Origin of the sequence: Actinoplanes sp. NPDC049599, from assembly GCF_044465625.1 — a bacterium.
Lineage (GTDB): Bacteria > Actinomycetota > Actinomycetes > Mycobacteriales > Micromonosporaceae > Actinoplanes.
Genome location: NZ_JBITLX010000006.1, coordinates 76,133 through 102,328, shown reverse-complemented (window position 1 = coordinate 102,328; position 26,196 = coordinate 76,133). Strand labels below are relative to the sequence as shown.

The following is a 26,196-nucleotide window of genomic DNA, read 5'->3' as shown; positions in this document are numbered from 1 at the left end:
CCCGCCGCCGCTATTCCTCCAGGATCATCTTCAGGTCGGCGAGGCGCCGGACCAGCCGCGGTCGCATTCCCCGAGCGAGGACAGGGCTCAGCCACCGCGCGAACAAGCGTGGCCGCACGGTCTCGCGGTGGTGCAGGACGCTGCCGTCCGCCGCCGCCTCGATGTCATACGTCAGGTGCCCGGTGAACCACCGGCTGCGGAAGTCCATCCCGAGCCGGTACGGCTCGTTCACCTCGGACACGACGCTCTCGACGTACAGCCGGCAATGCGGCGCGACCGCGACCCACTCGTGCCAGCGCGTGCCGACCGCCGTCGGCCCGAGCGGCTCCTTGACCATCCGAACCGTGGCGTTCCGCGGAATCGGCTCGCTGTCCTGGATGTCGGCGAGCACCGCGAACACCGCCGCCGGTGGGCGCCGAATCGACACCGACAGATCGAAGGTCGCCATCACTCCACGACCCGCAGGGTGGAGGGGATGTCCATCCGACGGGTGCGGCGCAGGGTGAACAGGGGCGCGATGGTGACAGTGAGGACACCGAGGGCGAGCGCTTCCAGCACGGTCCGCGCGGACAACGTCGCGCTGACGCCGATCTCCGGCAGCACCGACGGGATGGTGGTGGCGGTCATCCAGCGCAGGATCAGGTATCCGCCGAGCACGCCGATCGCGGTGCCGACCCCGCCGACCAGCACGGTCTCGACGGTTGTCATGCCGAGCACGGTGCGCGGCGGCAGCCCGAACGCGAGCATGGTCGCGTGCTCGCGGGCCCGTTCGTCCACGCTGATCGTGGCCGTGTTGAAGGCGATCAGCAGGGCCAGCAGCAGGGTGACCGCGGCGGCGACCTGGAGGATGCCGACGAACTCGTCGAGGCTGGCCTGCATGCCCTCGGTGGCGGCCCGGGCCGTCTGGGCGGAGGCGACGTGCGGCACGGCCAGCAGCGCCCGCCGTACCGTGGTCGGGTCGGTCCCGGCCGCGGGCGTGACGGTCAGCAGGTTGGTCGTGCCGGCGAGGCCGATGCCGGCCGCGGTGTCCTGGTCGAGGTACGCGAGCATCCGCAGCGGATTGGCGTGGATGCCGGCGACCCGCATCGGGGTCCGGACGGTACGCAGGCCGGTGCCGGCCGCCACGGGGTGCTCGACGGTGATGGTGTCACCGACCGTGACGCCGAGGTCCCGCGCGGCCTTGTCGGCCAGCATGATCCCGCCGGCGCCCGTGCCGTCGGTGAGCGTGGGCGTCCAGCGGGCCCGGCCGGCGAGGACCTCGACCAGGAGGTCGACGTGGCGCTGACCGGCGCGGGCCGCGCCGGTGGTGAGGAGTCCCGGGTCGACGGACGCCACCTGCGGCAGGCTCGCGACCCGGCGCAGGACGTCGCCGTCGAGCGGCTGGAAGGTGTCCAGGGTGACCGCGACCCGGTCCGGCGCGGCGTGCCCGAGTTCCCGTTCGGCCCGGTCGAGGGTGCCGCGGAAGGTGTCGAGGAAGCCGAACACGGTGACCAGCGTGGTGATCGCCGCGGCGATCCCGAACGCGGTCAGCATGCTGCGGCGCGGGGTCCGCAGCACGTTGCGCAGCGGGATCTGGTGGTAGCCCGGCCCCGGCAACCGCACCCGGCGCAGCAGCGGCACCGGGCCGCCACCGCGAGCGGCGAGATGGCCGACCCGGATCGCCGCCACGGGCTGGACCCGCAGGGCCCGCCAGATCGGCCAGGTCACCGCCACGAAGGGCAGGGCGAAGCCGAGCGCCGCCGCCTGGGCGAACACGTCCAGCTGCAGCGGGGTCCGCCAGATCGGCAGCGGGATCATGTCGGTGAACAGCGACCGCAGCGGGATGCCGATCGCCCAGCCGACGAGCACGCCCAGCCCCGCGCCCAGCAGCGCCACCTGGGCGCCGAACAGCAGCGGCCGGACCGCCAGCAGCCGCGACGGCACGCCGAGGGCCATGCCGATGCCGATCTCCCGCCGCTGGGCCTCCACGATCCGGGTGGTGAGGTTCAGCGCGGCCAGCGCGGCACCGAGCAGGACGAGCAGGGCGATCACCCGCCACAGCTTGGCGTCGCCGTTGATGTCCTCGTAGAGGATGCGATAGGAGTCGATGTCCTCGCGGGTGGTGACGGTGGCAGCGAGCGGGGGCCGCGCCGAGTCCAGGGCCTGACGCAGCTCGGCGGCGAGGGCGTCGCGGTCGGCGCCGGGTCGCAGCGTCAGCACCATGTCGTTGACCTGGCCCGGCGCGCCGGTCGCCCGCTGGACGGTGGGCAGGGAGGCGAACAGCACGCCGTACGACTTCTGGCTCAGGAAGGGGGTGCCGCCGCCCTGGGCCCCGGTGATCAGGAAGTACTCCGGGGACTGCCCCTGCCCCACCACGGTCAGCCGGGCGCCGCCGGAGACGGTCACCTCGGTCGGGAGCGGAAGGCGGTTCTTGCGGGCGAAGGCCGTCTCGGCCACGACCTGCGGCTCGCCGTCGTCGGCCGGGCCGAGGGCGCGACCCGCGGTGATCCACACGCCGTCCACCTCAGGCCCCGGCCGGAGGTCCGTGCCGACGAGCTCACCGGTCACCAGCAGGCCGGCCGGGCCGGCGATCTGGGTGGGGACCATGAGACGTTCCCGCACCGCCGCGACGTCGCCGGCCTGGTCGAGGCCACGCACCAGCGCGGCGAGCCGGCCCTGCCCGGTCCGGCTGCCCTGCGGCAGGGCCACGCGCAGGTCGTGAGTGTGCAGCACGGCGAAGCTGGCGTCGTTGGACTGGGTGCGCCACGCCGAGGTGCCCAGGAGCCCGCCGTACGTGCCGGTGCCCAGCGCGATGACGAGCGCGATCGCGGCGACCAGCGGCCAGCGGCGGCGCAGGTCCCGCCAGGACCACCGCATCCAAAACCTGAACCGGCCCACGGCACCCCACCTACCAGTGCAGCTCGGCCAGGGCGGCCCGGCCGCCCACCGGCGGCCCGTCCGCGACGATGTGCCCGCTGGACAGCTCGATCACCCGGTCGGCGACCCGGGAGATCTCCCGGTTGTGCGTCACCACCACGACGGTCCGGCCGGCTTCGGCCTGGGCCCGCAGCAACTCGAGAATCTGCACGCCGGTGCGGAAGTCCAGCTCGCCGGTCGGCTCGTCGGCCAGCAGGATGGGATTGCCGGTGGCCAGCGCCCGGGCGATCGCCACCCGCTGCTGCTCCCCACCGGACAGCTGGTGCGGGAAATGCCGGGCTCGTCCGCCGAGGCCGACCTGCTCCAGCACCTCCGCCGCCACCCGCTCGGGCCGTGCGCGCCCGGCCACGTCCGCGCCGAACTGGACGTTCTCCAGGGCGGTCAACCCGGGGAACAGGTTGAAGCTCTGGAACACGAAGCTGACCGTACGGCGGCGGATCCGGGCCCGCTCCGCGCGTGTGGACGCCGTGAGGTCGGTCCCGGCCAGGCGGATCGTTCCCGACGTCGGAGCGTCCAGCGCGCCGACGAGGTTCAGCAGCGTGGTCTTGCCCGACCCGGACGGCCCGAGCACGACCAGGAACGCCGCCTCGTCGACGTGCAGGTTCACCTCATCGAGCGCCCGCACCACGCCGCCGCCCACGGAGAAGTGCCGGCACACGTCATCGAGGTCGATCCGTCTTCCCTCGGCACCGGCACGCGCGTCCACGACAGGCCCGGACTGCTTCGGCATCGCGTTCATCGTCGGCATCCCCCAGCCGGTCCTATGTGGTCACTGTCGCCGGCGTGGCGGTCAGCAGGTGAGCGCGCAGGAAGGCCAGCTGCTCGTCGCTGATCCGGTCGAAGGCCGGCGGCAGGTAGACGTCGAAATGGCCGAGCGGGTAGTGCCGGATGTCAGCCGACGGCGCCCGGGCCGCCACCCGGGCAGCGAAGACACTGGACGCCTGCAGGTCGCGGTCGGCCAGGCACATCAGCAACGGCATCGTCAGCCGCTCGGCGGTGCCCGGGACGTACCTGGGCAGGGCGAAGACGAACCGCGGCGCGAGCGCGTTGCGCCAGCCGGTCGCCTCACCACCGAGCGCCTCGAACGTCGCCAGCGCGTCCGGCTCGGTGAAGACGGCCACCCGCCCGGGCGGGCCGACGACCGGGACCAGATACGGCGCCTCGCCACGCCGGGCCCGCCGGACGTCGCGCAGCGCCGCCGCAGTGAACTGCAGCGTTCGTGCGGTGACCTCGCGGTTCAGCCGTTGGCGCAGCGTCCGCCCGCGGTGCATCCCGTCGACCAGGGGCACCTGGGACACCACCGCGGCGATCGCCGGGTCGGCCGCACCGACCGCCAGCACGTGGCCGCCGCTCAACGACGTGCCCCACAGGGCGACTCGTCGCGGGTCCATCTCCGCGAGGCCGCGGACGTGGCGGATCGCGGCGTGGTAGTCGTCGCGTTGCGCCGCCACGTCGATGACCTGCCGGGGCTCGCCTTCGCTGCCGCCGAAACCGCGGTAGTCGAAGACCAGTGCGGCGATCCCACCCGCGGCGAACTTCTCGGCGTATCGCGGCAGGCCCAGCCGCTTCGTGCCGCTGCCGCCGTGACCCATCACCACGCACGGCGCCGGCCCGGTCCGCCCGGCGGGCAGGTAGAGGTCGGCGGCACAGCGCACCCCACCGGATGCGAAGAACGTCTCCCGCGAGGTGATCATGACCAGCTCCTTCGGCGCCTCGCCCGGGCCGCACGACGACGGCAGCCGACCGGCTCGCGCATCCGTCGCGGCCCCGATGCCCGCATCGTGCTGCCGTCACGAGGTGCTGGGCAAGGGGCGAAAGCCCTTACTCCGCCGGACCCGGCGGATGGATCCCCGCGGCGCCGGCACTTCTCGCCGACCAGCGGGAAAGCCTTTTCCTGTCATTGACTTTGAGACGATTCAAAGTTAGCTTCGTCAATGTCTTAACCGCATCGTCATGGGGCAGGTACTCCGGTGCAACGACCCGTTGATCCGCGCGCCACCGCCCCGCCGCACCCGGGCCGGCGATGACCGCACCGGCCTGGTCGAGCAGGGTGTACGAGGCGGCCGACGAGGTGTTCCGGGCGGCCGAGCTCACTCTGCTCTGGACGGTGTTCACCCTGGCGGGCGGTGTGCTCGCCGGGATCGGCCCGGCCACCCTCGCGGCGTACACCGTCGCCCGGCGGCACGCCTCCGGTGAGGCGTTCCGGGTCTGGCCCGCGTTCCTGGCCGCCTACCGGCGGGAGTTCGGCCGCGGCTCCGTGCTCGTCCTCCCGCTCACCGGGGCGGCAGTCCTGCTGGTCACCAACTACTTCTTCTTCGCCGCCATGGGATCGGCGGGCACGGTCCCCCGGTTGACCACCCTCGCCGCCCTGGCCGCGCTGGCCCTGATCGCGATCTATCTGCTGCCCATGGCGGTGCACTACGACCTGCGGAACCGTGCCTACCTTCCGAAGGCCTCGCTGTTCGCGCTGACCCGCCCGGCTCCGTCCGTCCTGCTGCTGTTCGTCCTGGCCGCGACCGCGTTCACCGTCGCGGCCTACCCCTTCCTGGCGGTGGCTGCCGTCGGCGGGTGGATCCAGCTCAACACGTGGCTCTGTCTGCGCCTGTTCGCCGAGAACGAGGCGCGTCTCCGAGCGAAAGGACTCCGATGAGGACACCGACCCGGCGCCGCCGGTTGCTGGCCGCCGTACTCGCTCTGACCACCGCCGTGACCGTCTCCGCCTGCGGTGACGACGCGGAGGAGGGCGCCCTCGACAAGATCAGGGTGATGTCGCGCCTGTTCGGCACCGCGCCGGACGCCAACGGCGAACTGCAGCAGGCCATCGAGAAGCTGATCGGCAAGAAGCTCGACATCAGCTGGGTGCCGAACGCGGACTACAACGACAAGCTCAACGTCACGCTCGCGTCGAACACCATCCCGGACGTCATGGTGGTGGACGAGAAGAGCCCGTCGTTCGTCCGGGCCGCCGAGGCCGGCGCCTTCTGGGACCTGACCGGCAAGCTGGACCAGTACCCGAACCTCAAGCCGCTCGACGAGCGGACCGCCCGCAACTCGTCGGTCAACGGCAAGACGTACGGCATCTACCGGATCCGGCCGACGCTGCGGTCGGCCGTGCTGATCCGCAAGGACTGGCTGGCAAAGGTCGGCCTGCCCCTGCCGGAATCGGTCGACGACCTGTACCGGATCGGCAAGGCGTTCGCCGATCAGGACCCCGACGGCAACGGCAAGAAGGACACGTACGGCCTGGTCATCCCGAAATGGCCCGGCAACTACGCCAGCTCCAGCCCGTACGACGCGGTCGAGACGTGGTTCGGCGCGCCCAACGGCTGGGGTGACCGCGACGGCAAGCTCGTGCCCGGCTTCGCCACCGAGGAGTTCTACCAGGCCAACCGGTGGCTCCGGCAGTGGGTCGACCAGGGCCTGGTGAACCGGGACTTCACCACGCTGGACAGCGCCAACTGGAACGACCCCTTCGTCCAGGGCAAGGGCGGCATCATCATCGACGTCAACGTCCGCGGCACCGAGCTGGCCGGCCGGTTCAAGCAGGCCGATCCGAAGGACTTCGACAAGGTGGCCATGGTCGGCAACCTCAAGCGCTCCGACGGCCGGAAGTTCTCCCTGCCGTTCACCGGATACAACAACGTGCTGGCCATCTCCAAGCAGCGCATCCGCACCGAGGAGCAACTGGCCGACGTCCTGCGGACCCTGGACAAGCTCCAGTCGCCGGAGGGCTCGGCGCTGCTGACCAACGGCGTCGCGGGCCGCAACTACCGGCTGGAGAACGGGTTCGCCGTCCTGATCAACCAGGACGACCCGGCGGTCAAGGTGCTGCAGAACGACGTGGACAAGGCGTTCATCCAGCTCGGCACCCGGGCCAGCATCGGCCTGGGCCAGTACCCGACGAAGTTCCCGGACCCGGTGCAGCAGAAGCTGTTCGACCAGCGGGAGCCGCTGATGCAGGAGGACCTCAAGACCGCGGTGTTCAACCCGGCGCTGCCGGTGATCGCGCCGACCGCCGTGGAGAAGGGCCAGACGCTCGACCTGATCATCCCGGACGCGCGGATCAAGTTCCTGTCCGGCCAGCTCACCGAGCAGCAGCTGCGCGCCGAGGTCAAACGCTGGTACGACAGCGGCGGCACCCAGGTGGCCCAGGAGGTCAACGACCTGGTCGCCAAGGTCGGCAAGTAACGGTGGCGACCGAGCTGGCGCCCGGCGTGGCACCGGACACTCCGAAGCCCACCCCGCCCCCGGCGCCCCGCCCCGCCCGGGGGCGTCCGGCCCGCCGCCTCGCACTGCTGCTGCGGCACCGCTGGCTGTACCTGATGCTGCTGCCGGGCCTGGTCTACTTCCTGGTCTTCCGCTACTGGCCGATGTACGGCCTGAGCATCGCCTTCCAGGACTACGTGCCGTTCCTCGGCTACTCCGGCAGCCCGTGGGTCGGGCTCAAGCACTTCGAGGCGCTGGTCACCGGCCCCGACCTCGGCCGGCTGCTGGCGAACACGCTGATCCTGGCGCTGCTCACCGTGGTGTTCGTCTTCCCGGCGCCGATCGTGGTGGCGTTGCTGCTCAACGAGCTGCGCGTCCGGGTGCTCCGGCGCTCGATCCAGTCGCTGATCTACATCCCGCACTTCCTGTCCTGGACGATCGTGGCGTCGCTGACCTACCTGCTGTTCTCGGCGGACTTCGGCGTGCTCGCCAACGCCCTGCACGCCATCGTCGGCGGGCAGCGCGCGGACTACGTGGCGCAGGAGCAGTGGTTCCGGCCGATCATCATTCTGCAGCTGCTGTGGAAGCAGACCGGCTGGGGCACGATCATCTACCTGGCCGCACTGGCCAGCGTGGACACCCAGCTGTACGAGGCGGCCCGGGTCGACGGCGCCGGGCGGGCGCGCCAGCTCTGGCACATCACGCTGCCGGCAATCCGGCCGGCCATCGTGGTGATGGCCATCCTGACCTCGGGCAACCTGCTGGATTCCGGGTTCGAGCAGATCTGGCTGATGACGACCTCGCTCAACCGCCCGGTGGCGGAGGTCTTCGACACGTACGTGTACTACATCGGCATCACCCAGGGTGCCTTCAGCTACTCCACCGCGCTCGGCCTGTTCAAGGGCGTGATCGGGGTGGTGCTGATCGTCGGCTCGAACTGGCTGGCCAAGCGCCTCGGCCAGCGCGGCCTGTACTGAGGGGACGGGGATGGCACTCCTGAGGACCCGCGCGGTGCGGCACTACGACTCGTTCGGCAGCCGGGTCTTCGACGTGCTGAACGTCGTGCTGTTGCTGGCGCTCGCGGCCGTGACCATCCTGCCGCTGCTCTACATCCTGGCGGGGTCGTTCGCCACCGAGTCCGAGATCGACACCCGGCCGTTCTTCCTCTGGCCGGAGCAGGTCGCCACCGACGCGTACGAGTTCATGTTCGCGACCGACACCTTCGTCCGCGCGCTGCTCACCACCGTGGGCGTGACCCTGGTCGGCACGCTGGTCCAGGTGGGGCTCACCCTCACCATGGCGTACCCGCTGGCGAAGCGGCAGCTGCCCGGCCGGGTGCTGATCCTCAACCTGATCATCTTCACGCTGGTGTTCAGCGGCGGCATGATCCCGACGTACCTGGTGGTGCGCAGCCTCGGCCTGCTGGACAGCTACTGGGCGCTGATCCTGCCGCTGGCCGTCAACCCGTTCTACCTGCTCATCGTCAAGAGCTTCTTCCAGGAGCTGCCGGAGGCGCTGGAGGAGGCGGCCCGGATCGACGGCTGCAACGAGCTGGGCGTGTTCCGGCGGATCGTGCTGCCGCTGTCGAAGCCGGTCATCGCGACGTTCTCGCTGTTCTACGCGGTCGGCATCTGGAACGACTACATGTCGCCGCTGCTCTACATCAACGACGAACGCAAGTGGACGCTGCAGGTGCTGGTCCGCCAGCTCACCGCGCCGAACGCCGACTCGGCGAACATGCTCGGCCAGCAGTCCACGGTGTTCTTCCCCGAGCAGGGCCTGAAGTTCGCGGTCATCGTGCTCGCGACGTTGCCGATCCTGCTGGTCTACCCCTTCCTGCAGAAACACTTCGCGAAGGGCGTGCTGATCGGATCGGTGAAGGAATGACCGTCTGCCGACTCCTTGGAGGTCACCGACCGTGGAACCGATAGCCCGACGCCGGGTGCTGGCCGGCCTCGCCGCCGCCCCGCTGTCCTCGCTCGTCCCGAACCTGGTCTCCCCGGCCGCCGCGGCCGCCGGGCGCCGTGCCGCGGTTCCCGAGGTGCGGCTGACCTGGCTGGAGGGCCGGCCCGGCGCGGCGGCCACGTCGACGTTGGGCACGCCGTGGCCGCAGGGCGCCGTACCGGGCGATCAGTCGTTCCAGCTCACCGCGGCGGACGGCAGCGCGGTGCCGGTGCAGAGCCGGCCGCTGGCGTACTGGCCCGACGGGACTCTCAAGTGGAGCGGACACGCCGTCGCCGCGGAGGAGCCCGCGGACTCGTACACGCTCACGGCCGGCGCTCCCGCCGTGCCGGCGAATCCGGTCGTGGTCACCGACCGGCAACGCCATATCGACATCAGCACCGGCGTTATCCGGGTCCGGATCCGCAAGAGCGGCCGGGAGCTGATCAGCCACATCTGGCGCGGGGACGTGGAGATCGCCCGGAACGGCGTGCTGGTCAATCTCCGGCAGGAACGCATCGAGGAGGACGAGGAGCGGTCCGCCCCGCGCGAGCGGTTCTCCAGCGACATCCGCAAGGTCACGATCGAGCAGACCGGACCGGTACGCGCCACCGTGCGGATCGAGGGCGCGCACACGAACCGGCACGGCAGGTCCTGGTTGCCGTTCACCGTCCGGCTCTCGTTCTTCGCCGGCGCCGAGAGCATCCGGATGACGCACACGTTCGTCCACGACCGCGACGGCACCCGGGACTACATCGCCGGCCTGGGGGTGCGGTTCCGGGTGCCGATGCGGGACGCGACCTACGACCGGCACATCCGGTTCGTCGGCGAGGGCGCCGGCATCCTCGGCGAAGCGGTCAAGGGCATCACGGGGCTCCGCCGGGACCCGGGTGCGGCCGTCCGCGCCGCCCAGGTGGCGGGCACGAAGCTGCCCGATCCGGCGACCTGGGACCAGCGGGTCACCACCCGGCTGCAATACCTCCCCGAGTGGGGCGACTACACCCTCAGCCAGTTGTCGTCCGAGGGTTTCACCCTCAAGAAGCGGACGAAGCGGGGCTACGGCTGGGTCCCGGTGGACCAGGGGCGCCGCGCCTGCGGCCTCGCCTACGTCGGCGGGGTCAGCGGCGGGCTCGCCCTGGGCCTGCGCGACTTCTGGCAGCGGCACCCGACCCAGCTCGACATCCGCCACGCCGGCACCGACGAGGCCGAGGTCACGCTCTGGCTGTGGGCGCCGGAGGCCGGGGCGATGGACACCCGCTTCTACCACGACGGCATGGGCCAGGACACGTACCCCGAACAGCTCGAGGGGCTCAACATCACCTACGAGGACTACGAGCCCGGCTTCGGCACCCCGTACGGGATCGCCCGCACCAGCGAGCTCACCCTCTGGGCGCTGCCGGCGACGCCGTCGGCGGCCCGGCTCGGGTCGCTGGCGGACCAGGTCCGCACGCCGCCGCAGCTGATCAACCCGGTCCCGCACCTGGTCGCCTGCCGCGTCTTCGGCGGGCTGTTCGCGCCCGTCGACCGCTCCCACCCGGTCAAGGCCGTGATCGAGGACCACCTGGACTTCCTGTTCGGGTTCTACCAGCGCCAGGTGGAGCAGCGGCACTGGTACGGGTTCTGGGACCACGGCGACATCATGCACACCTTCGACGAGGACCGCCGCGTCTGGCGGTACGACGTGGGCGGCTACGCCTGGGACAACTCGGAGCTCTCGCCGGACCTGTGGCTCTGGTACGCGTTCCTGCGCTCGGGCCGCGCCGACATCTTCCGCTTCGCCGAGACGATGACCCGGCACACCGGCGAGGTGGACGTCTACCACCTGGGCAAATGGGCCGGGCTCGGCACCCGGCACGGCGTGCAGCACTGGGCCGACAGCGCCAAGCAGCAACGCATCAGCACGGCTGCCTACCGGCGGATCTACTACTACCTGACCGGCGACGAACGGACCGGCGACCTGCTGTCGGAACTCGTCGACTCGGACCGTACCTTCCTGGTGCTGGACCCGATCCGCAAGATCCGCACCGAGCCGTACACCCCGGACCCGCACGCGCTGTCGATCGGCCTCGGCACCGACTGGAGCGGTCTGGCCGCCGCCTGGCTCAGCGAATGGGAACGGCGCGGGCCCAAGGCGGACCTGGCGCGGGCCAAGCTGATCGGCACGATGGAGACCATCGCCGCCATGCCGAACGGCTTCGTCACCGGCAGCGGCCGGTACGACCTGGACACCGGCCGGTTCGCGCCGGTCACCGGGAAGAAGGTCGAGGTGTCCCACCTCAGCGCGATGTTCGGCCTCGTCGAGATCTGCGCCGAGGTCATCGACCTGGTCGACCTGCCCGCGTTCGAGAGCGCCTGGCTGCAGTACTGCCGCCTGTTCAACGCCACCCGGGAGGAACAGACGGCCGAGTGCGGCGCGTCCTTCGGCAACCTGATCCTGCGGCAGGGCCACGCGCGGCTCACCGCGTACGCCGCCGCCCGGCTGCACCGCGACGACCTCGCCACGCGGGCATGGCGCGAGTTCTACACCGGCGACGGCTACGGCCCGGCCCTGCCCTGGCGCAGCGAACGGGTGACCTCGACGCTCAACCCGACCGAGGCCGCGACCTGGGTGTCCACCAACACGACGGCGCTGTACGGCCTGGCGGCCATCCAGAGCCTGGCGCTGATCGGCGACCGGATAACCGCCCCGTAGCGCCAGGCTCGTTCCACCGGCGGCGGAGTTGATCCGGATTAAGCTGTTCTGGTAGGTCAGGACGGGATGAACTTGGTCGATGATGGCGGGGTGACCGAGGGCCGGACCGACGCGAGCACCCGCGAGACCGCGATCAGCACCTGGCTGCGCCGGGCGCCCGACGCCGTGGCCATCGCGCTCGACCGGGCCAGCCTCCGGGTGCCGTTGCCCGCGGCGGAGTGCTTCCGGGGGGTGGCCACCCTGCCGGGCGCCGAGGCGACCTTCGTGGACAGTGTGGTGGCCGCCGACCGGATGAACGTGGTCGAGACCTGGGAGCACGCGCAGCGCAGGGGCATGGCCGAGGCCACGGTCCGGATGCTCAGCGAGCCGGGGCGGGCGAGGCGGCTGCGGTTCGTCGACGCGCGGGAGTTCTTCGGCGTCTGGATCGGGCTGCTCGCCGACCAGGGACCGTGGCAGGAGGACACGCCGGCCGTCCCGCCGGCCCCGGCGATGCTGGCGCCGCGCCGCCCGCGGACCGGCACGCTGCGCAAGAACCTCTATGCGGTGATCACCGAGGTGGACGACCGGTTCACCCAGATGCTGGGCTGGCCGGCCGCCGAGATGCTCGGGCGCCGTTCGCTGGAGTTCATGCACCCCGACGACCACGAGCGGGCCATCGCGCAGTGGCTGGAGGTGCGCAGCAGCCGGTCGACGCAGCGGGTCCGGGTGCGGCACCGGCACCGGGACGGCCGCTGGGTCTGGGTCGAGGTGGAGAACGTGTTCATCAGCCTGGACGACCCCGACGCCACCATGGTGAACACGCTGGTCACCGACATCTCCGACGAGATGGCCGCGCACGAGGCGGTCCGGCAGCAGAGCCGGCTGCTGCGCCGGGTGGCCGACTCGCTCCCGCTCGGGCTGATCGTCCTGAACCAGGACCGCACCACGGTCTTCGCCAACGCGGGCCTGCCGGCCGTGCTCGGCGCCGACGGCACGCCCGACCTCGCCACCGTCATGGGGCTCGTGCACGCCGACGACCGGCCCCGCCTGGCGGAGGCCGTGGCGGCCACCCTGGACCAGCGGGCCGACCGCGCCGTCGAGGTCGCCCTGGCGTCGGTCGCCGGCGAGACCCGGCGCTGCCTGTTCACGCTGGCCGCGCTCACCGACGACGAGGGCGTCCGCGGGGCCGTCGTCTCGATCACGGACGTCACCGCCAGCAGCCGGCTGCGCGAGGACCTGACCGTGCGGGCCACCCGCGACCCGCTGACCGGCTGCCGCAACCGGGCCTCGCTCCGAGCCGACCTGGAGCACGCGCTCAGCTCGGAGCAGGTGGGACAGACCGCCGTGCTGTTCATCGACCTGGACCGGTTCAAGGAGATCAACGACACGCACGGCCATCACGCCGGGGACCAGCTGCTGGTCGCGGTGACCACCCTGTTGCGGGACGCGCTGCGCGCGGACGACGTGCTCGGCCGCTGGGGCGGCGACGAGTTCCTCGTCATCTGCCGGCAGGTGCACACCCCACAGGAGGCGCTCGCCGTCGCCCGCCGGCTGGCCGCGACGCTCGCGGAGCCGATCCGGATCGCCGGTACGACGATGGAGGCGACCGGGAGCATCGGCGTGGCCATCGCCACCCCGGGCATCGCGGCCGACGAGCTCATCGCCCAGGCCGACGCCGCCATGTACGCCGCGAAGCAGTCGGCCCGGCACCGCATCGCCGTGCACCGCGGTCCCGCCGCCGCGTGCGGTGAGCCTACGGTGCGTAGCTCCTGACCGTCGCCGACCCGACCCGGGCTCAGCGGGCGGGCGCGGTGAGCTGGAACTGGTTGATCACCGAACGCAGGCTGGCCGCGGTCGCGGACAGGTCCTGGGCGGCCTGCTGGGTCTGTGAGGCGGACTCGGTGGCCTGCTGCGAGGTCCGGGTCACCGCGGTCACCCGGTCGGCGATGTCGCCGGTGCGGCCCGCGGCCCGGCTCACCCGGTGGCCGATCTCCTGGGTGGAGGCCGACTGCTGCTCCACCGCCGCGGCGATGCCCTGCTGGATGTCGGCGATCTCGTTGATGGTCGAGGAGATGCCGTTGATGGCGGCCGCCGCGTCGGTGCTGTCCGCCTGCAGGGCCGCGATCTGCCGGGCGATGTCCTCGGTGGCCTTCGCCGTCTCGCTGGCCAGGTCCTTGACCTCGCCCGCCACGACCGCGAACCCCTTGCCGAGTTCGCCGGCCCGGGCGGCCTCGATGGTGGCGTTCAGCGCCAGCAGGTTGGTCTGTTCGGCGATCGAGGCGATGACCTTGGCGACCTGACCGATCTGGGCGCTGGAACCGGACAGCTTCACCACGGTCTGGTTGGCGCCCTCGGCGGCGAGGACGGCGTTGGCGACGATGGTGGTCGCCGAGGTGGCGTTGCCGGCGATCTCGGAGATCGAGGCCCGCATCTCGTCCGTGCCGGTCGCGATGGCCTGCACGTCCTCGCTGACCTGGGTGGCGCTCTCCGCGGCGCCGGCGGCCTCGACCGACGCGCGCTCGGCGCCGGCGGAGACCTGCCGGCTCACGTCCGTCAGCGCCTGCGCCGAGTCGGCCAGGGTGGTGGCGTTCCGGGAGATGTCCACGATGGCCTCGCCGACCCGGTCGACGGTGCGGTTCAGCGCCGTACCCATCTCACCGAGATCGTCCTGGCTGCGTACGGCCAGCCGATGCCGGAAGTCGCCGGCGGCCACCCGCTCGAGCAGCGCCTTGGTCGCCGCGATCGGCGCCGAGATCAGCCGCGCGACGAACCAGACGGCGAGCCCGACCAGCAGCGCGGACACCACCGTCACGATGACCAGCACCAGCTTGGTCCGGGTGTCACCCGCCTCGGCCGCCGCCACGTCCGCGACCGCGGTGTCGATCAGGAGCGTCTTGAGGGCGTCGCTGCTCTCGTCGAGGGCGTCCCAGTTCTCCTGGACGGCGTCGAAGTCGGCCTGCGCGAGCACACCGGTGGTCTGCGCGAGCCGCGCCGCGTCGGCCAGCACGGGTGGGATGGTCGGCAGGTAGGCCGTCATCGCCGCCGAGAACTCGCCGCCCAGCTGCGACTCCTGCAGCATCGCCTGCTGCTCGGCAAGCTCACCGGCGTGCTCGGCCATCTGGTCGATGACCTCCGCGCGCCGGTCCGCCGGGACGTCCTGGGTCAGGATGGCCGCGTCGGCCAGCACGACGGAGGCGGTGTGCTGGGAGTCGATCGTCTTGGCGAGCGCATCCGCGACGCTGAAGGCCCGCTGGGCGCGGTCGCTGGCGGCATCGGCCTCCACGTAGCCGATCGTGCCGACAGCCAGCGACACGGCGATCGCCAGCATCCCGATCGCGGCCAGCCGTCGCCTCACGGTCCATCTCACGTCGTGGTTCCTTCGTCTCTCACCGAACGCGCGAGTCGTACGGCGCGCCGGGCGCCACGTTCACGATGGCACGGCACGGCCGCTGATCTTGGCGGAACGGCAAAGACCGCGGTCAGCCGTCGGGGCGCCGGCCCGGATCAGGCCGCACTCGTACGCGTGGACGACCGCCTGCACCCGGTCACGCAGGCCCAGTCTGGTCGGCACCCGGCTGACATGGGTCTTGACGGTGCCCTCCGCCAGGTGGCGGCGACCGGCTGTCCCGCCGTTGGACAGGCCCCGGGAGATCGGGCCCAGCACCTCGCGCGGACGACGTCCAGGTCCGCCGCCCTCCGACCTGCTGGTGGCCCGGATCGCGGCCAAGGGCGCGTTTGCCGGGCTGTTCCTCGGCCTGGGGAGCGTGGCCCCTGCTGATCGGCGGCGTCGGGGATCGCCCACATCATGGTGATCTCGGTGCTGGAACGGCGCGGGGAGATCGGCCTGACCCGGATCCTGCCCGACCGTACGCTCGACCGGATCATCGCCGCACCGTGCGCTGCCGGCACCCGAAGGCAGCAACGGCGTGACCCACCCGGGAAGCCGGCCCGGGGCGGCCAGGAGGCCGGTGGGAGATGATGGTCGGATGCCGCGGATCCGGGGAGCCAGCATCGAGGATGCACCACGAGATGGTGTGGGCCGAGCTGGCCGAGGCGACGCGGCAGCTGCTGCGCGAGCGCGACTACGACTCGATCACCATGGGCCACCTCGCCGCCCGGGCCGGGCTCGCCCGCAACACGCCCGGCTGCGGACCGGCTGCGGGAGATCATCGAGGTGGTCCTGGCGGCGTTCACCGACCAGGTCCTGCAGCTGATCTTCCGGCCCGGCTCCGGCCTGCCGTTCGCCGAGGTGCCGAAGGGCCCGGACAGCCCGTTCCACGCGATCGTGGTCGAGGTGGAGAGCGTCGTCCGGGCCGGCATCAGCCGCGGGGAGTTCCGCGACGTCGGCGACGTGCGGCTCGCGGTGGAGCTGCTGTCCGGGGTCATGCGCGCGGGCGCCGAGCGGATCGGCCGCGACCCGGCCGCCCTGGCGGACACGGTGCGAGCGGCGCGAGGGATCATCCTCGCGTCGCTCGCCCGCCATCCCGGCTAACCGGCGTCTCTCAGGCCGGTTCGATCCAGAGGTTGCGGTAGCGCACGTTCGCGCCCGGGTCGCCGTGGTCCTGCAGCCGCACCGGCAGGAACCCCGGGCCCTCGGGGGCGCCGTTGCCGGTGGGGCCGTCGATCGCGACGTTGTTGTGCACGGTCGTGCCGTTCCAGACCACCGTGACGCGCGCGTCCTCGGTCTTCGTGGTGCCGCTGTAGCGCGCCGCCCGGAACGTGATGTCGTAGGTCTGCCACGTCTCCGGCGCTGTGCCCGCGTTCGCGGACGGCGCCCGCTTCAGGTAGACGGCGGCGCTGTCGTTGTCGGCCAGGGTCGGCTTGCCGTACGAGTCGAGGACCTGGATCTCGTAGCGGTCCTGCAGATAGATGCCGCTGTTGGCCCGTGCCTGGCCGGTCACGTCGGCCGGCAGGTTCGGCAGCCAGAACTCGGCGTGCAGCCGGAAGTCGCCGAAGGTCTGCTTGGTGCGCAGGTCGCCGCCGAGCACCTCGGCCGAGCCGCCGGAGATCGGCCACGTCGGCGCGGTGCCGTCGGCGTTCTGGAAGGCCTGCAGGTTGCCGCCGTCGAACAGGGTGACCCGGCTGGTGCCGTTGTGGGTCCACTTCTGCTGGGCCACGTCCGCCCACTGCCAGATCTGCACCTGCGTGCCGTCGGCGGTCGCCCCGCCCGCGACGTCGAGCACCTTGCCCGACTGCGGGTTGAGCAGCGATCCGTTGGCCTGTGCCCGCCACACCTGGGCGGCGCTGTTGTTGCACGTGTAGAGCTGGACCTTGGTGCCGTCGGCGGTGCCCGCGTTGTCGATGTCCAGGCACTTGCCGAGCGCCCGGAGCGTGTCGCCGTCGCGGGTCCAGCTCTGCGCGGACGAGTTGTTGCAGGTGTGCAGCTGGATCTTGGTGCGATCGGCGGTGCCGGCGTTGTCCACGTCCAGGCACTTGCCGCCGATGCCGGTGATGGTGCCGGTCCGCGGGGCCGCGGCGGCGCCGGTGCCGGCACCGACCGTCAGGCTGTCCAGGTTGACGTGCCCGACGTCGCCGGTGTCCACCTTGTACGCGATGGTGTTGCCGCCGGCCGCGAGGGTCACGGTGTCGGCCTTGGTCGCCCAGGTGTCCCAGTTGCCGGTGTCGGCCAGGCTGATCTGCCGCACCTTGCTGCCGTTGACGTACAGGCTCACCGTCTTGGCGCCCGCCGACGGGTTCGGGCCGTTGCTGAAGCGCAGCGAGACCGGGTACGACCCGGCCGACGGCACGTCGACGCTGAACGTGGTCGCCGCACCCACCGCGCCGTAGCCGGCGACGAAGCCCGACCCGGTGTAGCCGGCGTGGTCGGAAGCCACCCCGGCGCTCCCGCTGAGCCCGGCGTTCTCCGCCTCCACGCGGTCGGTGCCCAGCGTGGTGCCGTCGGTGAGGCTGTTCAGCGTGTACCACGCCTCGGTGCTCCACAGCGAGGCGCCGGAGGTCGAGGTGAAGGGGCGCGGCGAGCGGACGTGCACGACCCGGCCCGGCTTGAGCCCGGTCAGCTTGAGCGTCACCTTGAGGCGGTCCGCCGACAGGGTCGCCGACGCCACCGGCAGCGACTCCTCGTCGACCTTCGGCCCGCCGTACGCCGGGGTCGGGACGTAGCGCCACTGCTCGGCCCGGTAGCGCGCGGCCAGCTGCGCGGCGGTCGTCTCCGACACGGGCTGGGTGTACTCGAGCTCGAAGCCACCCGCGACCGCGCGCATCGCCTTGATGTCGAAGACATTGGTGCCGTTGGGCGTCAGCTTCTGCAGCCCGTACGTGAGCTTGCCCTCCTGACCCCAGTTGCCCCCGGCGCCGAGCCCACCGGCGTACAGGGCGCCGTCCGGGCCCTGGCTCAGGCGCAGCACGCCGGCCTCGAGCCCCTGCGTCAGGCGGAAGACCGCGCCCTGGTACTGGCCGTTGATCTTCTCCAGGAAGGCACGCTGGATGCCGCCGTACGTGACGTCGCCGAAGAGCATCTGCCCCGCGTACGTCCCGGAGCTGAGCAGCAACGGGGTGCTGGGCGAGTTGGCGATCTCGTTCTGCGGCAGCCACAGCACGGGCTGGGTGACCGGCCGGCCGTCGAACGGGCCGTCGGGGTTGGTGTAGTGGTTGAAGAAGCGGTCCTGCTTGATCTGCAGCAGCTTCGAGGCGGGCAGGTAGCCGCCCTGGTTGTCCGTGACGAAGATGTCGCCGTCCGGGCCCCACCCGATGCCGTCCGGGGTGCGCAGCCCGCCGGCGAGGTACTCCACCGCGCCGGTGGTCCGGTTGATCTTCAGGGTGGTGCCGCGGTTCGCCGAGCCCTGGGGCACCGTGGTCGCGCCGCCGAGGTCGATGGAGACGCTCAGGTTCAGGTAGAAGAAGCCGTCCCGGTAGAGCAGGCCGAAGGCGAACTCGTGGAAGTTGCCGTCGAACGGCCAGGTGGCGACCCGGCGGTACTGGTCGATGACGCCGTCGCCGGTGGTGTCGGTGAGCTCGGTCAGCTCGTGCTTCTGCGACACGTAGATCTTGCCGTCGACGATCTTCAGCCCCATCGGCTCGCGGAGCCCGGTGGCGATCCGCTGGTACGTGACCTGACTCGGCGACGTGCTGCCGCTGACTCCACTGAGGACGTACACCTCACCGGCCACGGTGTCGCTGCCGCCCCAGGTGGCGATCGCCAGGCGCCCGTCCGGATACCAGTCCATCGCGCTCACCTGCGGCTGGAAGCCGGTCGGCCGCAGGTTGGTGAGCGTGTAGCCGGGATGCACCGCGGTGAGCGGCAGGCCGTCGCCGGGGCTGTCCCCCGACGCCTCGCACTCCTTGCGCCCGGGCGCGGTCACCCGGACCACGCCGGCGTCGGTGCTCAGCACCGAGTTCGGCACGACCACGAACGCGCTCGCGCCCGGCGGCCGCCATTCCAGGGTCAGCTGCTGGCCGCCGTCGCGCTCGAAGTAGTCGATGCGCAGGGCGTGGTAGCCGGTCGTGAGGGTGACGCTGCCCTCCTTCGCGGTCGCCCCGTGCGCCCCGTCGTGGTTGATGACGGTCGCGCCGTCGAGCTGCAGCCGGGAGCCGTCGTCGCTGGTGAGCCGGAACGCGTACGAGCCCGCGGTGGGGACGTTGACGTTGCCGGTCACCTCCGACTGGAAGCGGTCCTCGAAGCCGAAGTCCGCGGCGGCGGTCCAGTTGACCGTCGGCAGCAGCTTGTCGACGTTCGGGGTCTGGCCGGGCTTGAGCGTGCAGATCGTGTCGCGCGATACCTGCAGGTCGTAGGTGCGCAGCGTGACGCCGGGCTGCTGCGGCGGGACGGCCGCCGAGGCGGGGAAGGCGGGAAACAGGCTGGCGAGCAGGGCGGCGCCCATCAGCAGGGAGACGCGGGGCAGGTTCCTCATCGGACGCTCCACAGAGTCGACCATCAATGTCTGGGAACGCTAGGCGTCTTCTGCCAGCAAGTCCACAACTTTGGTTAACCTCGTCGAAACTTTTGCCTTCCACAGCAGAAGTCGACAGCCGGCGGCGGGCCCGGCGGCGGACGGATCCGCATTTCCGCATGCCTGGCGTCATCGGACCAAAGTGAATGATTTTCGCACTCACCTTGACAGACATCGACGTCGAGCACAGTCTTTGGTCACCTTCGCGCCTGCTGGATCGAGTCCAGCGTGAGTCAAGCGGGTGTCGCCATGCCTTTGTCCTCGCTCCACCGTCCTCCCCGTCGCACGCGGCGGCCGAGTCGTTCCCTCGCGCTGGCCCTCGCCGTGCTGATGCCGGCGGCGGCCGTCTCCTTCTCCCCCGGACCGGCCGCTGCCGCCCCGGTCACCGCCGCCGCCGATGCCCTCGACGGCGTGTGCGCGGCACTGCAGGCGTACGACGGCACCCGGTCCATCGGTTACGTGGTACGCAGTTCGGCCGGTTACGGCTTCACGAGTTCCGCCGCGGCCGCCACGCCGTTCCGGCTGGAGGCCACCCAGCTCTCCCGCTACCAGCTCTTCGACGCCGGCGGTGCGCCGGCCTACCAGAGCGTCGCGGGCTTCATCCTGGCCGGCGACAAGTACGGCGACCGCGCCGACTACATTGTGACCGTGAGCGGCGACCGGTACCGCTTCACCAACACCGCCACCGGGCAGATCATGGGCCAGTTCCTGTGGGGACTCGGCGCCGGCGGCACCTCGAACACGGTGGCGCTGACCGCGGCCTCGGGCTGCTACACCCCGCCGGACATCGACCCCGGTGTATCCGGCACCGCCTCGCCCGGGGTGGACGGCAGCGGCAAGCTCGTCGGCACCATCGACCCGCACGCCCACATCACCGCCGGCGCCGCGTTCGGCGGGCGGCTGCACTGCGGCGAGGCATGGGCCCCCGGCGGCGTACGGGACGCACTCGCGGGGTGCTCCTCGCACGCCAGCCTCAACGTGGGCGCGCTGTTCGAGGGCATCATCGGCGGCACCGACGTGGTGGACTCGCGTGAGGACGGATGGCCCACCTTCGGGGACTGGCCCCAGGCCAACTCGCTGCTGCACGAGCAGTCGTACTACCGCAGCATCGAGCGCACGTGGCGGTCCGGCGAGCGGGTGCTGAACGCGCTGCTGGTGGCGAACCGGGTGATCTGCGAGCTCTTCCCGTACCGCGACACGTCGTGTGACGAGATGGAGCAGCTCCGGGTCCAGGCCACCTATCTGTACTCCATGCAGGACTACATCGACGCCCAGCACGGCGGCAAGGGCAAGGGCTGGTTCCGCATCGCCACCACGCCGGCCCAGGTCCGCAGCATCGCGGCGCAGGGCAAGCTGGCCGTCCTCGTCGGCGTGGAGAACTCCGAGGTGTTCGGCTGCCGCGAGATCAAGGACGTCGCCCAGTGCACCCGGGCCGACATCGACGCGGGCCTCGACGAGCTGCAGGCGCTCGGCGTCTCCGGGCTGTATCCGGTGCACAAGTTCGACAACGCGTTCGGCGGCACCCGGTTCGACTCCGGGGTCACCGGTGCGGCGATCAACGTGGCGAACCTGCTGTCGACCGGCCACTGGTGGACGGCCACCAGCTGCACCGGCCCGTCCGACAACGAGCAGCCGCTGGTCAGCGACGACTTCGCCGAGCTGCTGAAGCTCGGGCCGCTCAACCTGCCCGCGGGGGCGATGCTGCCCGTGTACCCCAGCGGCAAGATCTGCAACACCCGGGGCCTGACCGCGCTGGGCACGTACCTGATCCAGCAGCTGATCAGCCGCGGCATGATCATCCACATTGACCACATGGGGGTGCGGACCGCGCAGGCGGTGCTCGACCTGGCCGACGCGGCCCGCTATCCCGGCGTGGCCTCCGTGCACTCGTGGTCGGACCCGGCGCTGGTCGACCGGATCCTCGCCCGCGGCGGATTCGTGGCCTCCTACGCCTTCGCCGCCGGCGACTTCCTCACCGAGTGGCGCGCCCACCGGGCCCTGCCGCACGGCGGCTCGATCACCGGCTACGGCTTCGGCAGCGACGTCAACGGCCTGGGCCAGCAGGCGCCGCCGCGCGGCACCGACCCGCTGACGTACCCGTTCACCGCGACCAACGGCACCACGGTGAGCAAGCAGGTGTACGGCACGCGCACCTTCGACCTCAACACCGACGGCGTCGCCCAGTACGGCCTGTACGCGGACTGGACCACCGACCTCATCCGGCAGGCCGGCAGCGACGGGCCCGTGCTGCGGCAGCAGCTGACGAACGGCGCCGAGGCCTACACCCGGATGTGGGAGCAGGCGCTCAACCGGCCTTGACGACCTCGTTGCCGGCGAGACTGCCCGGTGCGCTGCATCCGGTGATGGCCACCGGATGCAGCGCACCAGCTCCAGCACCTACTGGGAACCAGCTCCGCGCCAGCTCGAAGAGCCGCGGGACCGGAGGGAGACCGCCGGTGCACCCCCGGTGGATCAGGCGACCGACCGGATCCGGGTCACCAGCACCGACCCGAGCACGGTGACCGCCGCGACCACCAGGTACAGCGCCGGGTACCCGCCCAGGTAGGCCACGATCGGGAAGGCCAGGGCGGGGCCGAGCACCTGCGGCGCCGAGTTGGCGATGTTGATGATGCCGAGGTCCTTCGCCCGGTCCTCCGCCGTCGGCAGCACCTGGGTGATCAGCGCCTGGTCGACCGACAGGTAGACGCCGAAGCCGAGCCCCAGCACGGCGGCGGCGATCAGCGCGCCGGGCCACGTCGGCCAGAACGCGAGCAGCCCGGCCGCCGCGGCCATCACGTAGCCGGACAGGATCACCGAGGGCTTGCGCCGGCCGCTCCGGTCCGAGATGACCCCGCCGACCACCACGGTCAGCACCGTCGTGCCGGTGTAGATCAGGATGAGCAGCAGCAACCCGTCCTCCGGGCTGGGGTGGCGCACCCGGTCGCGCAGGAAGTAGAGCAGGTACAGCGTGGCCATCGCGTTGCCGAGCTGGACCAGGAAGCGGGTGGCCCAGGCCCAGGCGAAGTCGGGGTTCGCCCGCGGGCTGAAGCGGAAGACGGCCGCCAGGCCACCCAGGGTGAAGCGCGGGGCGGCATCGGCCGGGACCGGGGGGTCGGGTGTGGCCAGCACGAACGGCAGCGCGGTCAGCACCACCAGCAGACCGATCAGGAAGTAGCCGCCGGCCACCACCGTGACCAGCAGGACCCCGACGACCACCCCGATCGACTGGGTCAGGCCCACCCAGCCGGAGACCAGGCCCCGCTGCCGCACCGGGGTCCGGTCCGGGACGATCGCGGAGAGCCCGGCCTGCAGGGTGTTCAGCCCGGCCTGCGCGACGCACCAGCCCAGGGTGAGCCCGATCAGGGTGCGCTGCCCGGAGAGCAGGGCCAGCCCCGCACAGCCGAGCAGGGCGCCGGCCGCGATCCAGGTGTGCCGCCGCCCGGTGCGGGCCGTCGTCGCGTCCGACAGCGCACCGGCGATCGGGCCGACCAGGACGGCGACCAGCGCGCCCGCGCCGGTGATGATGCCGAGCGCGGTCGTCTTGTCCACACCGGACAGATCCTCGGCCTGGTTGGGCAGCAACACCTGCAGCGGACCGAAGTACCCCATCCACAGCCCGAGGTTGGCCAGCGACAGCAGGCCGATCCAGCGCGCACCCACCCGCGCCGGCTGCGCCGTCGTGGTCATCTCTGGTCTCGGAGGGCGGCGCGCAGCCAGGAGTAGGAGTCCTTCGGGGTGCGGCGCTGCGTGTCGTAGTCGACCCGGACGAGCCCGAACCGCTGCTGGTAACCCTCGGCCCACTCGAAGTTGTCCAGCAGCGACCAGACGAAATAGCCGCGCACGTCGACGCCCGCATCGATCGCCTCGTGCAGCGCGCGCAAGTGCCCGTCGAGGTAGTCGATGCGGGCGGTGTCGTGGATCCGCCCGTCCCCGGTGACCTCGTCCACGGTGGAGCAGCCGCTCTCGGTGATGTAGACGGGCGGGAGGTTGCCGGCGTACCGGTCGCGCAGCCCGACCAGCAGATCCCGCAGCCCGCCGGGAACCACCGGCCAGCCGAACGCGGTGGTCGGCACGCCCTCGATCGCGACGATCTCGAACGGCAGCGGCGACCCGTCCGGCGCCGCGGCGACCCGGGTCGGGTTGTAGTAGTTGATGCCCAGCGCGTCCAGCGGCGTCGCGATGATCTCCCGGTCGCCGTCCCGGACGCAGGGAGCATCGTCCAGCAGCGGATTTTCACCCAGCAGCACCGGATCGAGGAAGAGCCGGTTGTGGAAGCCGTCGTAGACCGCCGCGGCGGCGAGATCCTCCGCCGACTCGCTGGCCGGCACCACCGGCGTGCAGTTGTTGGTGATCATCACCTCGGCCGCGCCGCCCGCCCGCAGCGCCCGCACCGCCAGGCCGTGCCCGAGCAACTGGTGATGCGCCACCGGCAGGGCGTCGAACATCAGCTCCCGCCCGGGCGCGTGCGTGCCGAAGGCGTAACCCTCGGCCATGTGCACGATCGGCTCGTTCAGCGTGATCCACCGGCTGACCCGGTCGCCGAGGCGGTCCACGACCACGGCGGCGTACTCGGCGAACCGGTAGCTGGTCTCCCGGCTCAGCCAGCCGCCGGCATCCTCCAGCGCCTGCGGCAGATCCCAGTGGAACAGCGTGGGCACCGCGGTGATGCCGCGGGCGCCGAGCTCGTCAACCAGCCGGTCGTAAAAATCCAGACCCCGGGGATTGACCGCCCCGGCACCGTGCGGCTGGATGCGGGGCCAGGCGATCGAGAAACGGTACGCGTCAACGCCCAGCTCCGCGAGCAGCGCGACGTCCTCGGGATACCGGTGGTAGTGGTCGCAGGCGACGTCACCGGTGTCGCCGTCCCGGACCCGGCCGGGGGTGTGCGCGAAGGTGTCCCAGATCGACCGGCCCCGCCCGTCCTCCGTGACGGCGCCCTCGATCTGGTACGCCGCGGTGGAGACGCCCCACAGGAAGTTCGGCGGAAAACTGGGCAATGCGGCCATGGGCACAACTCCTCGGAAGTGAGTGCGGCTCATATTAGTGTCGCGACCGCCCGGTGACCAGGCATGCGGCAGCCATCCGTCCTTCGGCAATGGACTCTCCCGGCGCGCCGCCGAGATGACAACGGCCGGCCAGGGTTTCCCTTGGCCGGCCGTTGCGTGATCGGCGATGCTAGTTCAGCCGGAGCGCGGCCGTCATCCTCGCGCGGAACTCCGCGCGGGTGAGGACCGCCGCGTGCTGGTCCTCGACCGGGAAGATCGCGATGTCCGCGTCGTCCTCCTCCAGCTGCGGCAGCCACTCCTTCAGGAACACGTCTGCCGCGATCCTGATGGCGCGTTCGCCGTCGACCTCGCCCTCGTTCTCCAGCCGGGCCACCGTCGCGTGCGGCCAGATCGGCAGCAGGGTCCGGCGCGCCGCGTCCTCGGTGAAGAGGATCTCGTCCTCGTCGCCCCAGACCCACAGCGCGCCCCGGTCGGCGATGACCTCGAACGTCCGGGTCACCCGGGCCTCCTCGGCCAAGCGGCGAAGCTTGTCCGCCTCGCCGCGCGAGATGTCATCCGGTGCCACGTGACCTCCGAGTATCCGATCGCTTGCATTCCGCAGCGATGGTAGCGGTGCCGGCCCGGCTCAGTCCTCGTGGCCGCAGTTGAAGCGGGTCACGCCGGCCGCCATCCGGATGCCGCCGAGCAGGTGGGCGAGCAGCAGCGGCTCGGCGTAGTACTCGGCCTTGTGCCCCAGCGCGGTGTAGAAGACCCGGCCCCCGTCGAACGGCTGGCACCAGGAGACCGGGTGGTGCCGCCCCATCCCGGGTGAGCCGCCGGGGACGCTGTAGCCGCGCGGGTCGTAGGTGCGTTCGTCCACCTCCGCGAGCACGCGTACGGTGTCCCGCGGGTTGGTGCGGAAGTTGTACCACTCCTCCTCGCGTTCCCAGCGGCGCGGCAACGGCCGGGTGGCGGCGGTGTCGTGGCCGAGCACCTTCACCGTGGCGACCTGGAACTGGGCGTTGACCGAGCCCGGGTGGTCCCGGAAGTACGCCCCGACCAGCCCGCCGTACCAGGCCCAGTCGTACTCGGTGTCGGAGGCGGCGTGGATGCCCGCGTACCCGCCGCCGGCCCGGATGTAGCGCTCGAAGGCGGCCTGCTGCGCGTCGTTCAGCACGTCACCGGTGGTGCTCAGCCACACCACGACGTCGTACCGGGCCAGGTTCGCGTCGGTGAACGCGCCGGCGTCCTCGGTCGCGTCGACGGTGAAGTGGTGCCGGGCGCCGAGCTGCCGGATCGCGGCCACCCCGGCCGGGATCGAGTCGTGCCGGAACGCCGCGGTCCTCGAGAAGACCAGCGCGCTGAAACGGGCATGCCCGGACGAGGCCGGGCCGGCCACGGCAGCCGACCCCACCGGGACGGCGAGCCCCACCGCCGCCACTACCGCAACCGCGAACCGCATCAAGCGCTTCATGACCCCTCCTCAGCGTCGACCGGGCAATCGATCGAAGCGTATGACTTCCTGCCGAACCCGGGAAGGGTGTCCGACCGGCGGAGAAGTGGTCGCTGA

20 protein-coding genes are annotated in these 26,196 nt (G+C 71.6%); 9 read left to right on the top strand and 11 right to left on the bottom strand.

Going from position 1 to position 26,196, the window contains the following annotated elements:
* Positions 1-10 precede the first annotated feature (10 nt).
* Genes ACIBQZ_RS13270 through ACIBQZ_RS13255 form a run of 4 tightly spaced genes read right to left on the bottom strand, consistent with a single transcriptional unit; the run spans position 11 to position 4,610 of the window.
* On the bottom strand, positions 11-448 hold the full coding sequence (locus ACIBQZ_RS13270; protein WP_396088834.1) for an SRPBCC family protein: 438 nt from the start codon (positions 446-448) through the stop codon (positions 11-13).
* Positions 448-2,856 carry an FtsX-like permease family protein gene (locus ACIBQZ_RS13265; protein ID WP_396088833.1) on the bottom strand — a complete coding sequence of 803 codons (2,409 nt, stop codon included), beginning with the start codon at positions 2,854-2,856 and terminating at the stop codon, positions 448-450. The genes ACIBQZ_RS13270 and ACIBQZ_RS13265 overlap by 1 nt, the downstream gene beginning before the upstream one ends.
* 31 nt (positions 2,857-2,887) lie before the next feature.
* Positions 2,888-3,646: an ABC transporter ATP-binding protein gene (locus ACIBQZ_RS13260; RefSeq protein WP_396088832.1), complete on the bottom strand. Its 759-nt coding sequence runs from the start codon at positions 3,644-3,646 to the stop codon at positions 2,888-2,890.
* A gap of 31 nt (positions 3,647-3,677) precedes the next feature.
* The gene (locus ACIBQZ_RS13255; protein WP_396088831.1) at positions 3,678-4,610 is read right to left on the bottom strand and encodes an alpha/beta hydrolase; all 933 of its coding nucleotides are present in this window, start codon (positions 4,608-4,610) and stop codon (positions 3,678-3,680) included.
* Positions 4,611-4,939: 329 nt separating this feature from the next.
* On the opposite strand from ACIBQZ_RS13255, the gene ACIBQZ_RS13250 reads away from it, so the two are divergent.
* From ACIBQZ_RS13250 to ACIBQZ_RS13225, 6 genes are all read left to right on the top strand, one after another.
* Positions 4,940-5,566, top strand: a complete 627-nt coding sequence (locus ACIBQZ_RS13250) for a YesL family protein (RefSeq protein WP_396088830.1) — start codon at positions 4,940-4,942, stop codon at positions 5,564-5,566.
* Positions 5,563-7,104, top strand: a complete 1,542-nt coding sequence (locus tag ACIBQZ_RS13245) for an extracellular solute-binding protein (RefSeq protein ID WP_396088829.1) — start codon at positions 5,563-5,565, stop codon at positions 7,102-7,104. The genes ACIBQZ_RS13250 and ACIBQZ_RS13245 overlap by 4 nt, the downstream gene beginning before the upstream one ends.
* Positions 7,105-7,106: 2 nt before the next feature.
* Positions 7,107-8,099, top strand: coding sequence for an ABC transporter permease (locus ACIBQZ_RS13240; RefSeq protein WP_396088828.1), 993 nt, complete (start codon positions 7,107-7,109; stop codon positions 8,097-8,099).
* Positions 8,100-8,109: 10 nt separating this feature from the next.
* Positions 8,110-9,009, top strand: a complete 900-nt coding sequence (locus ACIBQZ_RS13235) for a carbohydrate ABC transporter permease (protein ID WP_396088827.1) — start codon at positions 8,110-8,112, stop codon at positions 9,007-9,009.
* Between the two features lie 31 nt (positions 9,010-9,040).
* Positions 9,041-11,755, top strand: a complete 2,715-nt coding sequence (locus ACIBQZ_RS13230) for a hypothetical protein (RefSeq protein WP_396088826.1) — start codon at positions 9,041-9,043, stop codon at positions 11,753-11,755.
* Between the two features lie 90 nt (positions 11,756-11,845).
* Positions 11,846-13,507, top strand: coding sequence for a diguanylate cyclase domain-containing protein (locus ACIBQZ_RS13225; RefSeq protein WP_396088825.1), 1,662 nt, complete (start codon positions 11,846-11,848; stop codon positions 13,505-13,507).
* A gap of 22 nt (positions 13,508-13,529) precedes the next feature.
* Here ACIBQZ_RS13225 and ACIBQZ_RS13220 read toward each other — a convergent pair whose 3' ends face one another.
* Both ACIBQZ_RS13220 and ACIBQZ_RS13215 read right to left on the bottom strand, forming a co-directional pair.
* Positions 13,530-15,101 carry a methyl-accepting chemotaxis protein gene (locus ACIBQZ_RS13220; protein WP_396088824.1) on the bottom strand — a complete coding sequence of 524 codons (1,572 nt, stop codon included), beginning with the start codon at positions 15,099-15,101 and terminating at the stop codon, positions 13,530-13,532.
* A gap of 60 nt (positions 15,102-15,161) precedes the next feature.
* A complete protein-coding gene (locus tag ACIBQZ_RS13215) occupies positions 15,162-15,536 on the bottom strand; it encodes a response regulator transcription factor (protein ID WP_396088823.1) in 375 nt (124 codons plus the stop codon).
* 3 nt (positions 15,537-15,539) lie between these two features.
* On the opposite strand from ACIBQZ_RS13215, the gene ACIBQZ_RS13210 reads away from it, so the two are divergent.
* Positions 15,540-15,713 carry a hypothetical protein gene (locus ACIBQZ_RS13210; protein ID WP_396088822.1) on the top strand — a complete coding sequence of 58 codons (174 nt, stop codon included), beginning with the start codon at positions 15,540-15,542 and terminating at the stop codon, positions 15,711-15,713.
* Positions 15,714-15,908: 195 nt separating this feature from the next.
* Positions 15,909-16,226, top strand: coding sequence for a hypothetical protein (locus tag ACIBQZ_RS13205; protein ID WP_396088821.1), 318 nt, complete (start codon positions 15,909-15,911; stop codon positions 16,224-16,226).
* Between the two features lie 10 nt (positions 16,227-16,236).
* On the opposite strand, the gene ACIBQZ_RS13200 is transcribed toward ACIBQZ_RS13205, so the two are convergent.
* Positions 16,237-19,602: a family 16 glycoside hydrolase gene (locus tag ACIBQZ_RS13200; RefSeq protein WP_396088820.1), complete on the bottom strand. Its 3,366-nt coding sequence runs from the start codon at positions 19,600-19,602 to the stop codon at positions 16,237-16,239.
* A 369-nt stretch (positions 19,603-19,971) separates the two neighbouring features.
* Between ACIBQZ_RS13200 and ACIBQZ_RS13195 the strand changes: the two genes are divergently transcribed.
* Positions 19,972-21,960 carry a hypothetical protein gene (locus ACIBQZ_RS13195; protein ID WP_396089131.1) on the top strand — a complete coding sequence of 663 codons (1,989 nt, stop codon included), beginning with the start codon at positions 19,972-19,974 and terminating at the stop codon, positions 21,958-21,960.
* 153 nt (positions 21,961-22,113) lie between these two features.
* On the opposite strand, the gene ACIBQZ_RS13190 is transcribed toward ACIBQZ_RS13195, so the two are convergent.
* From ACIBQZ_RS13190 to ACIBQZ_RS13175, 4 genes are all read right to left on the bottom strand, one after another.
* Entirely contained in the window at positions 22,114-23,328 is a 1,215-nt protein-coding gene (locus ACIBQZ_RS13190) for an MFS transporter (RefSeq protein WP_396088819.1), read from the bottom strand.
* On the bottom strand, positions 23,325-24,647 hold the full coding sequence (locus ACIBQZ_RS13185; protein ID WP_396088818.1) for a GH1 family beta-glucosidase: 1,323 nt from the start codon (positions 24,645-24,647) through the stop codon (positions 23,325-23,327). Before ACIBQZ_RS13185 ends, ACIBQZ_RS13190 begins: the two co-directional genes overlap by 4 nt.
* 169 nt (positions 24,648-24,816) lie before the next feature.
* Entirely contained in the window at positions 24,817-25,212 is a 396-nt protein-coding gene (locus ACIBQZ_RS13180; protein ID WP_396088817.1) for a DUF2750 domain-containing protein, read from the bottom strand.
* 60 nt (positions 25,213-25,272) lie between these two features.
* Complete coding sequence (locus ACIBQZ_RS13175; protein WP_396088816.1) at positions 25,273-26,100, bottom strand: ThuA domain-containing protein; 828 nt, start codon at positions 26,098-26,100, stop codon at positions 25,273-25,275.
* Positions 26,101-26,196: the final 96 nt, after the last annotated feature.

Excerpts from the sequence above, each read along its gene's own strand:
- ACIBQZ_RS13190 (WP_396088819.1), bottom strand. The coding sequence starts at position 23,328 with ATGACCACGACGGCGCAGCCGGCGCGGGTGGGTGCGCGCTGGATCGGC.
- ACIBQZ_RS13250 (WP_396088830.1), top strand. The coding sequence starts at position 4,940 with ATGACCGCACCGGCCTGGTCGAGCAGGGTGTACGAGGCGGCCGACGAG.
- ACIBQZ_RS13210 (WP_396088822.1), top strand. The coding sequence starts at position 15,540 with ATGGTGATCTCGGTGCTGGAACGGCGCGGGGAGATCGGCCTGACCCGG.
- ACIBQZ_RS13255 (WP_396088831.1), bottom strand. The coding sequence starts at position 4,610 with ATGATCACCTCGCGGGAGACGTTCTTCGCATCCGGTGGGGTGCGCTGT.
- ACIBQZ_RS13245 (WP_396088829.1), top strand. The coding sequence starts at position 5,563 with ATGAGGACACCGACCCGGCGCCGCCGGTTGCTGGCCGCCGTACTCGCT.
- ACIBQZ_RS13175 (WP_396088816.1), bottom strand. The coding sequence starts at position 26,100 with ATGAAGCGCTTGATGCGGTTCGCGGTTGCGGTAGTGGCGGCGGTGGGG.
- ACIBQZ_RS13185 (WP_396088818.1), bottom strand. The coding sequence starts at position 24,647 with ATGGCCGCATTGCCCAGTTTTCCGCCGAACTTCCTGTGGGGCGTCTCC.
- ACIBQZ_RS13200 (WP_396088820.1), bottom strand. The coding sequence starts at position 19,602 with ATGAGGAACCTGCCCCGCGTCTCCCTGCTGATGGGCGCCGCCCTGCTC.
- ACIBQZ_RS13235 (WP_396088827.1), top strand. The coding sequence starts at position 8,110 with ATGGCACTCCTGAGGACCCGCGCGGTGCGGCACTACGACTCGTTCGGC.
- ACIBQZ_RS13260 (WP_396088832.1), bottom strand. The coding sequence starts at position 3,646 with ATGCCGAAGCAGTCCGGGCCTGTCGTGGACGCGCGTGCCGGTGCCGAG.
- ACIBQZ_RS13195 (WP_396089131.1), top strand. The coding sequence starts at position 19,972 with ATGCCGGCGGCGGCCGTCTCCTTCTCCCCCGGACCGGCCGCTGCCGCC.
- ACIBQZ_RS13265 (WP_396088833.1), bottom strand. The coding sequence starts at position 2,856 with ATGCGGTGGTCCTGGCGGGACCTGCGCCGCCGCTGGCCGCTGGTCGCC.
- ACIBQZ_RS13270 (WP_396088834.1), bottom strand. The coding sequence starts at position 448 with ATGGCGACCTTCGATCTGTCGGTGTCGATTCGGCGCCCACCGGCGGCG.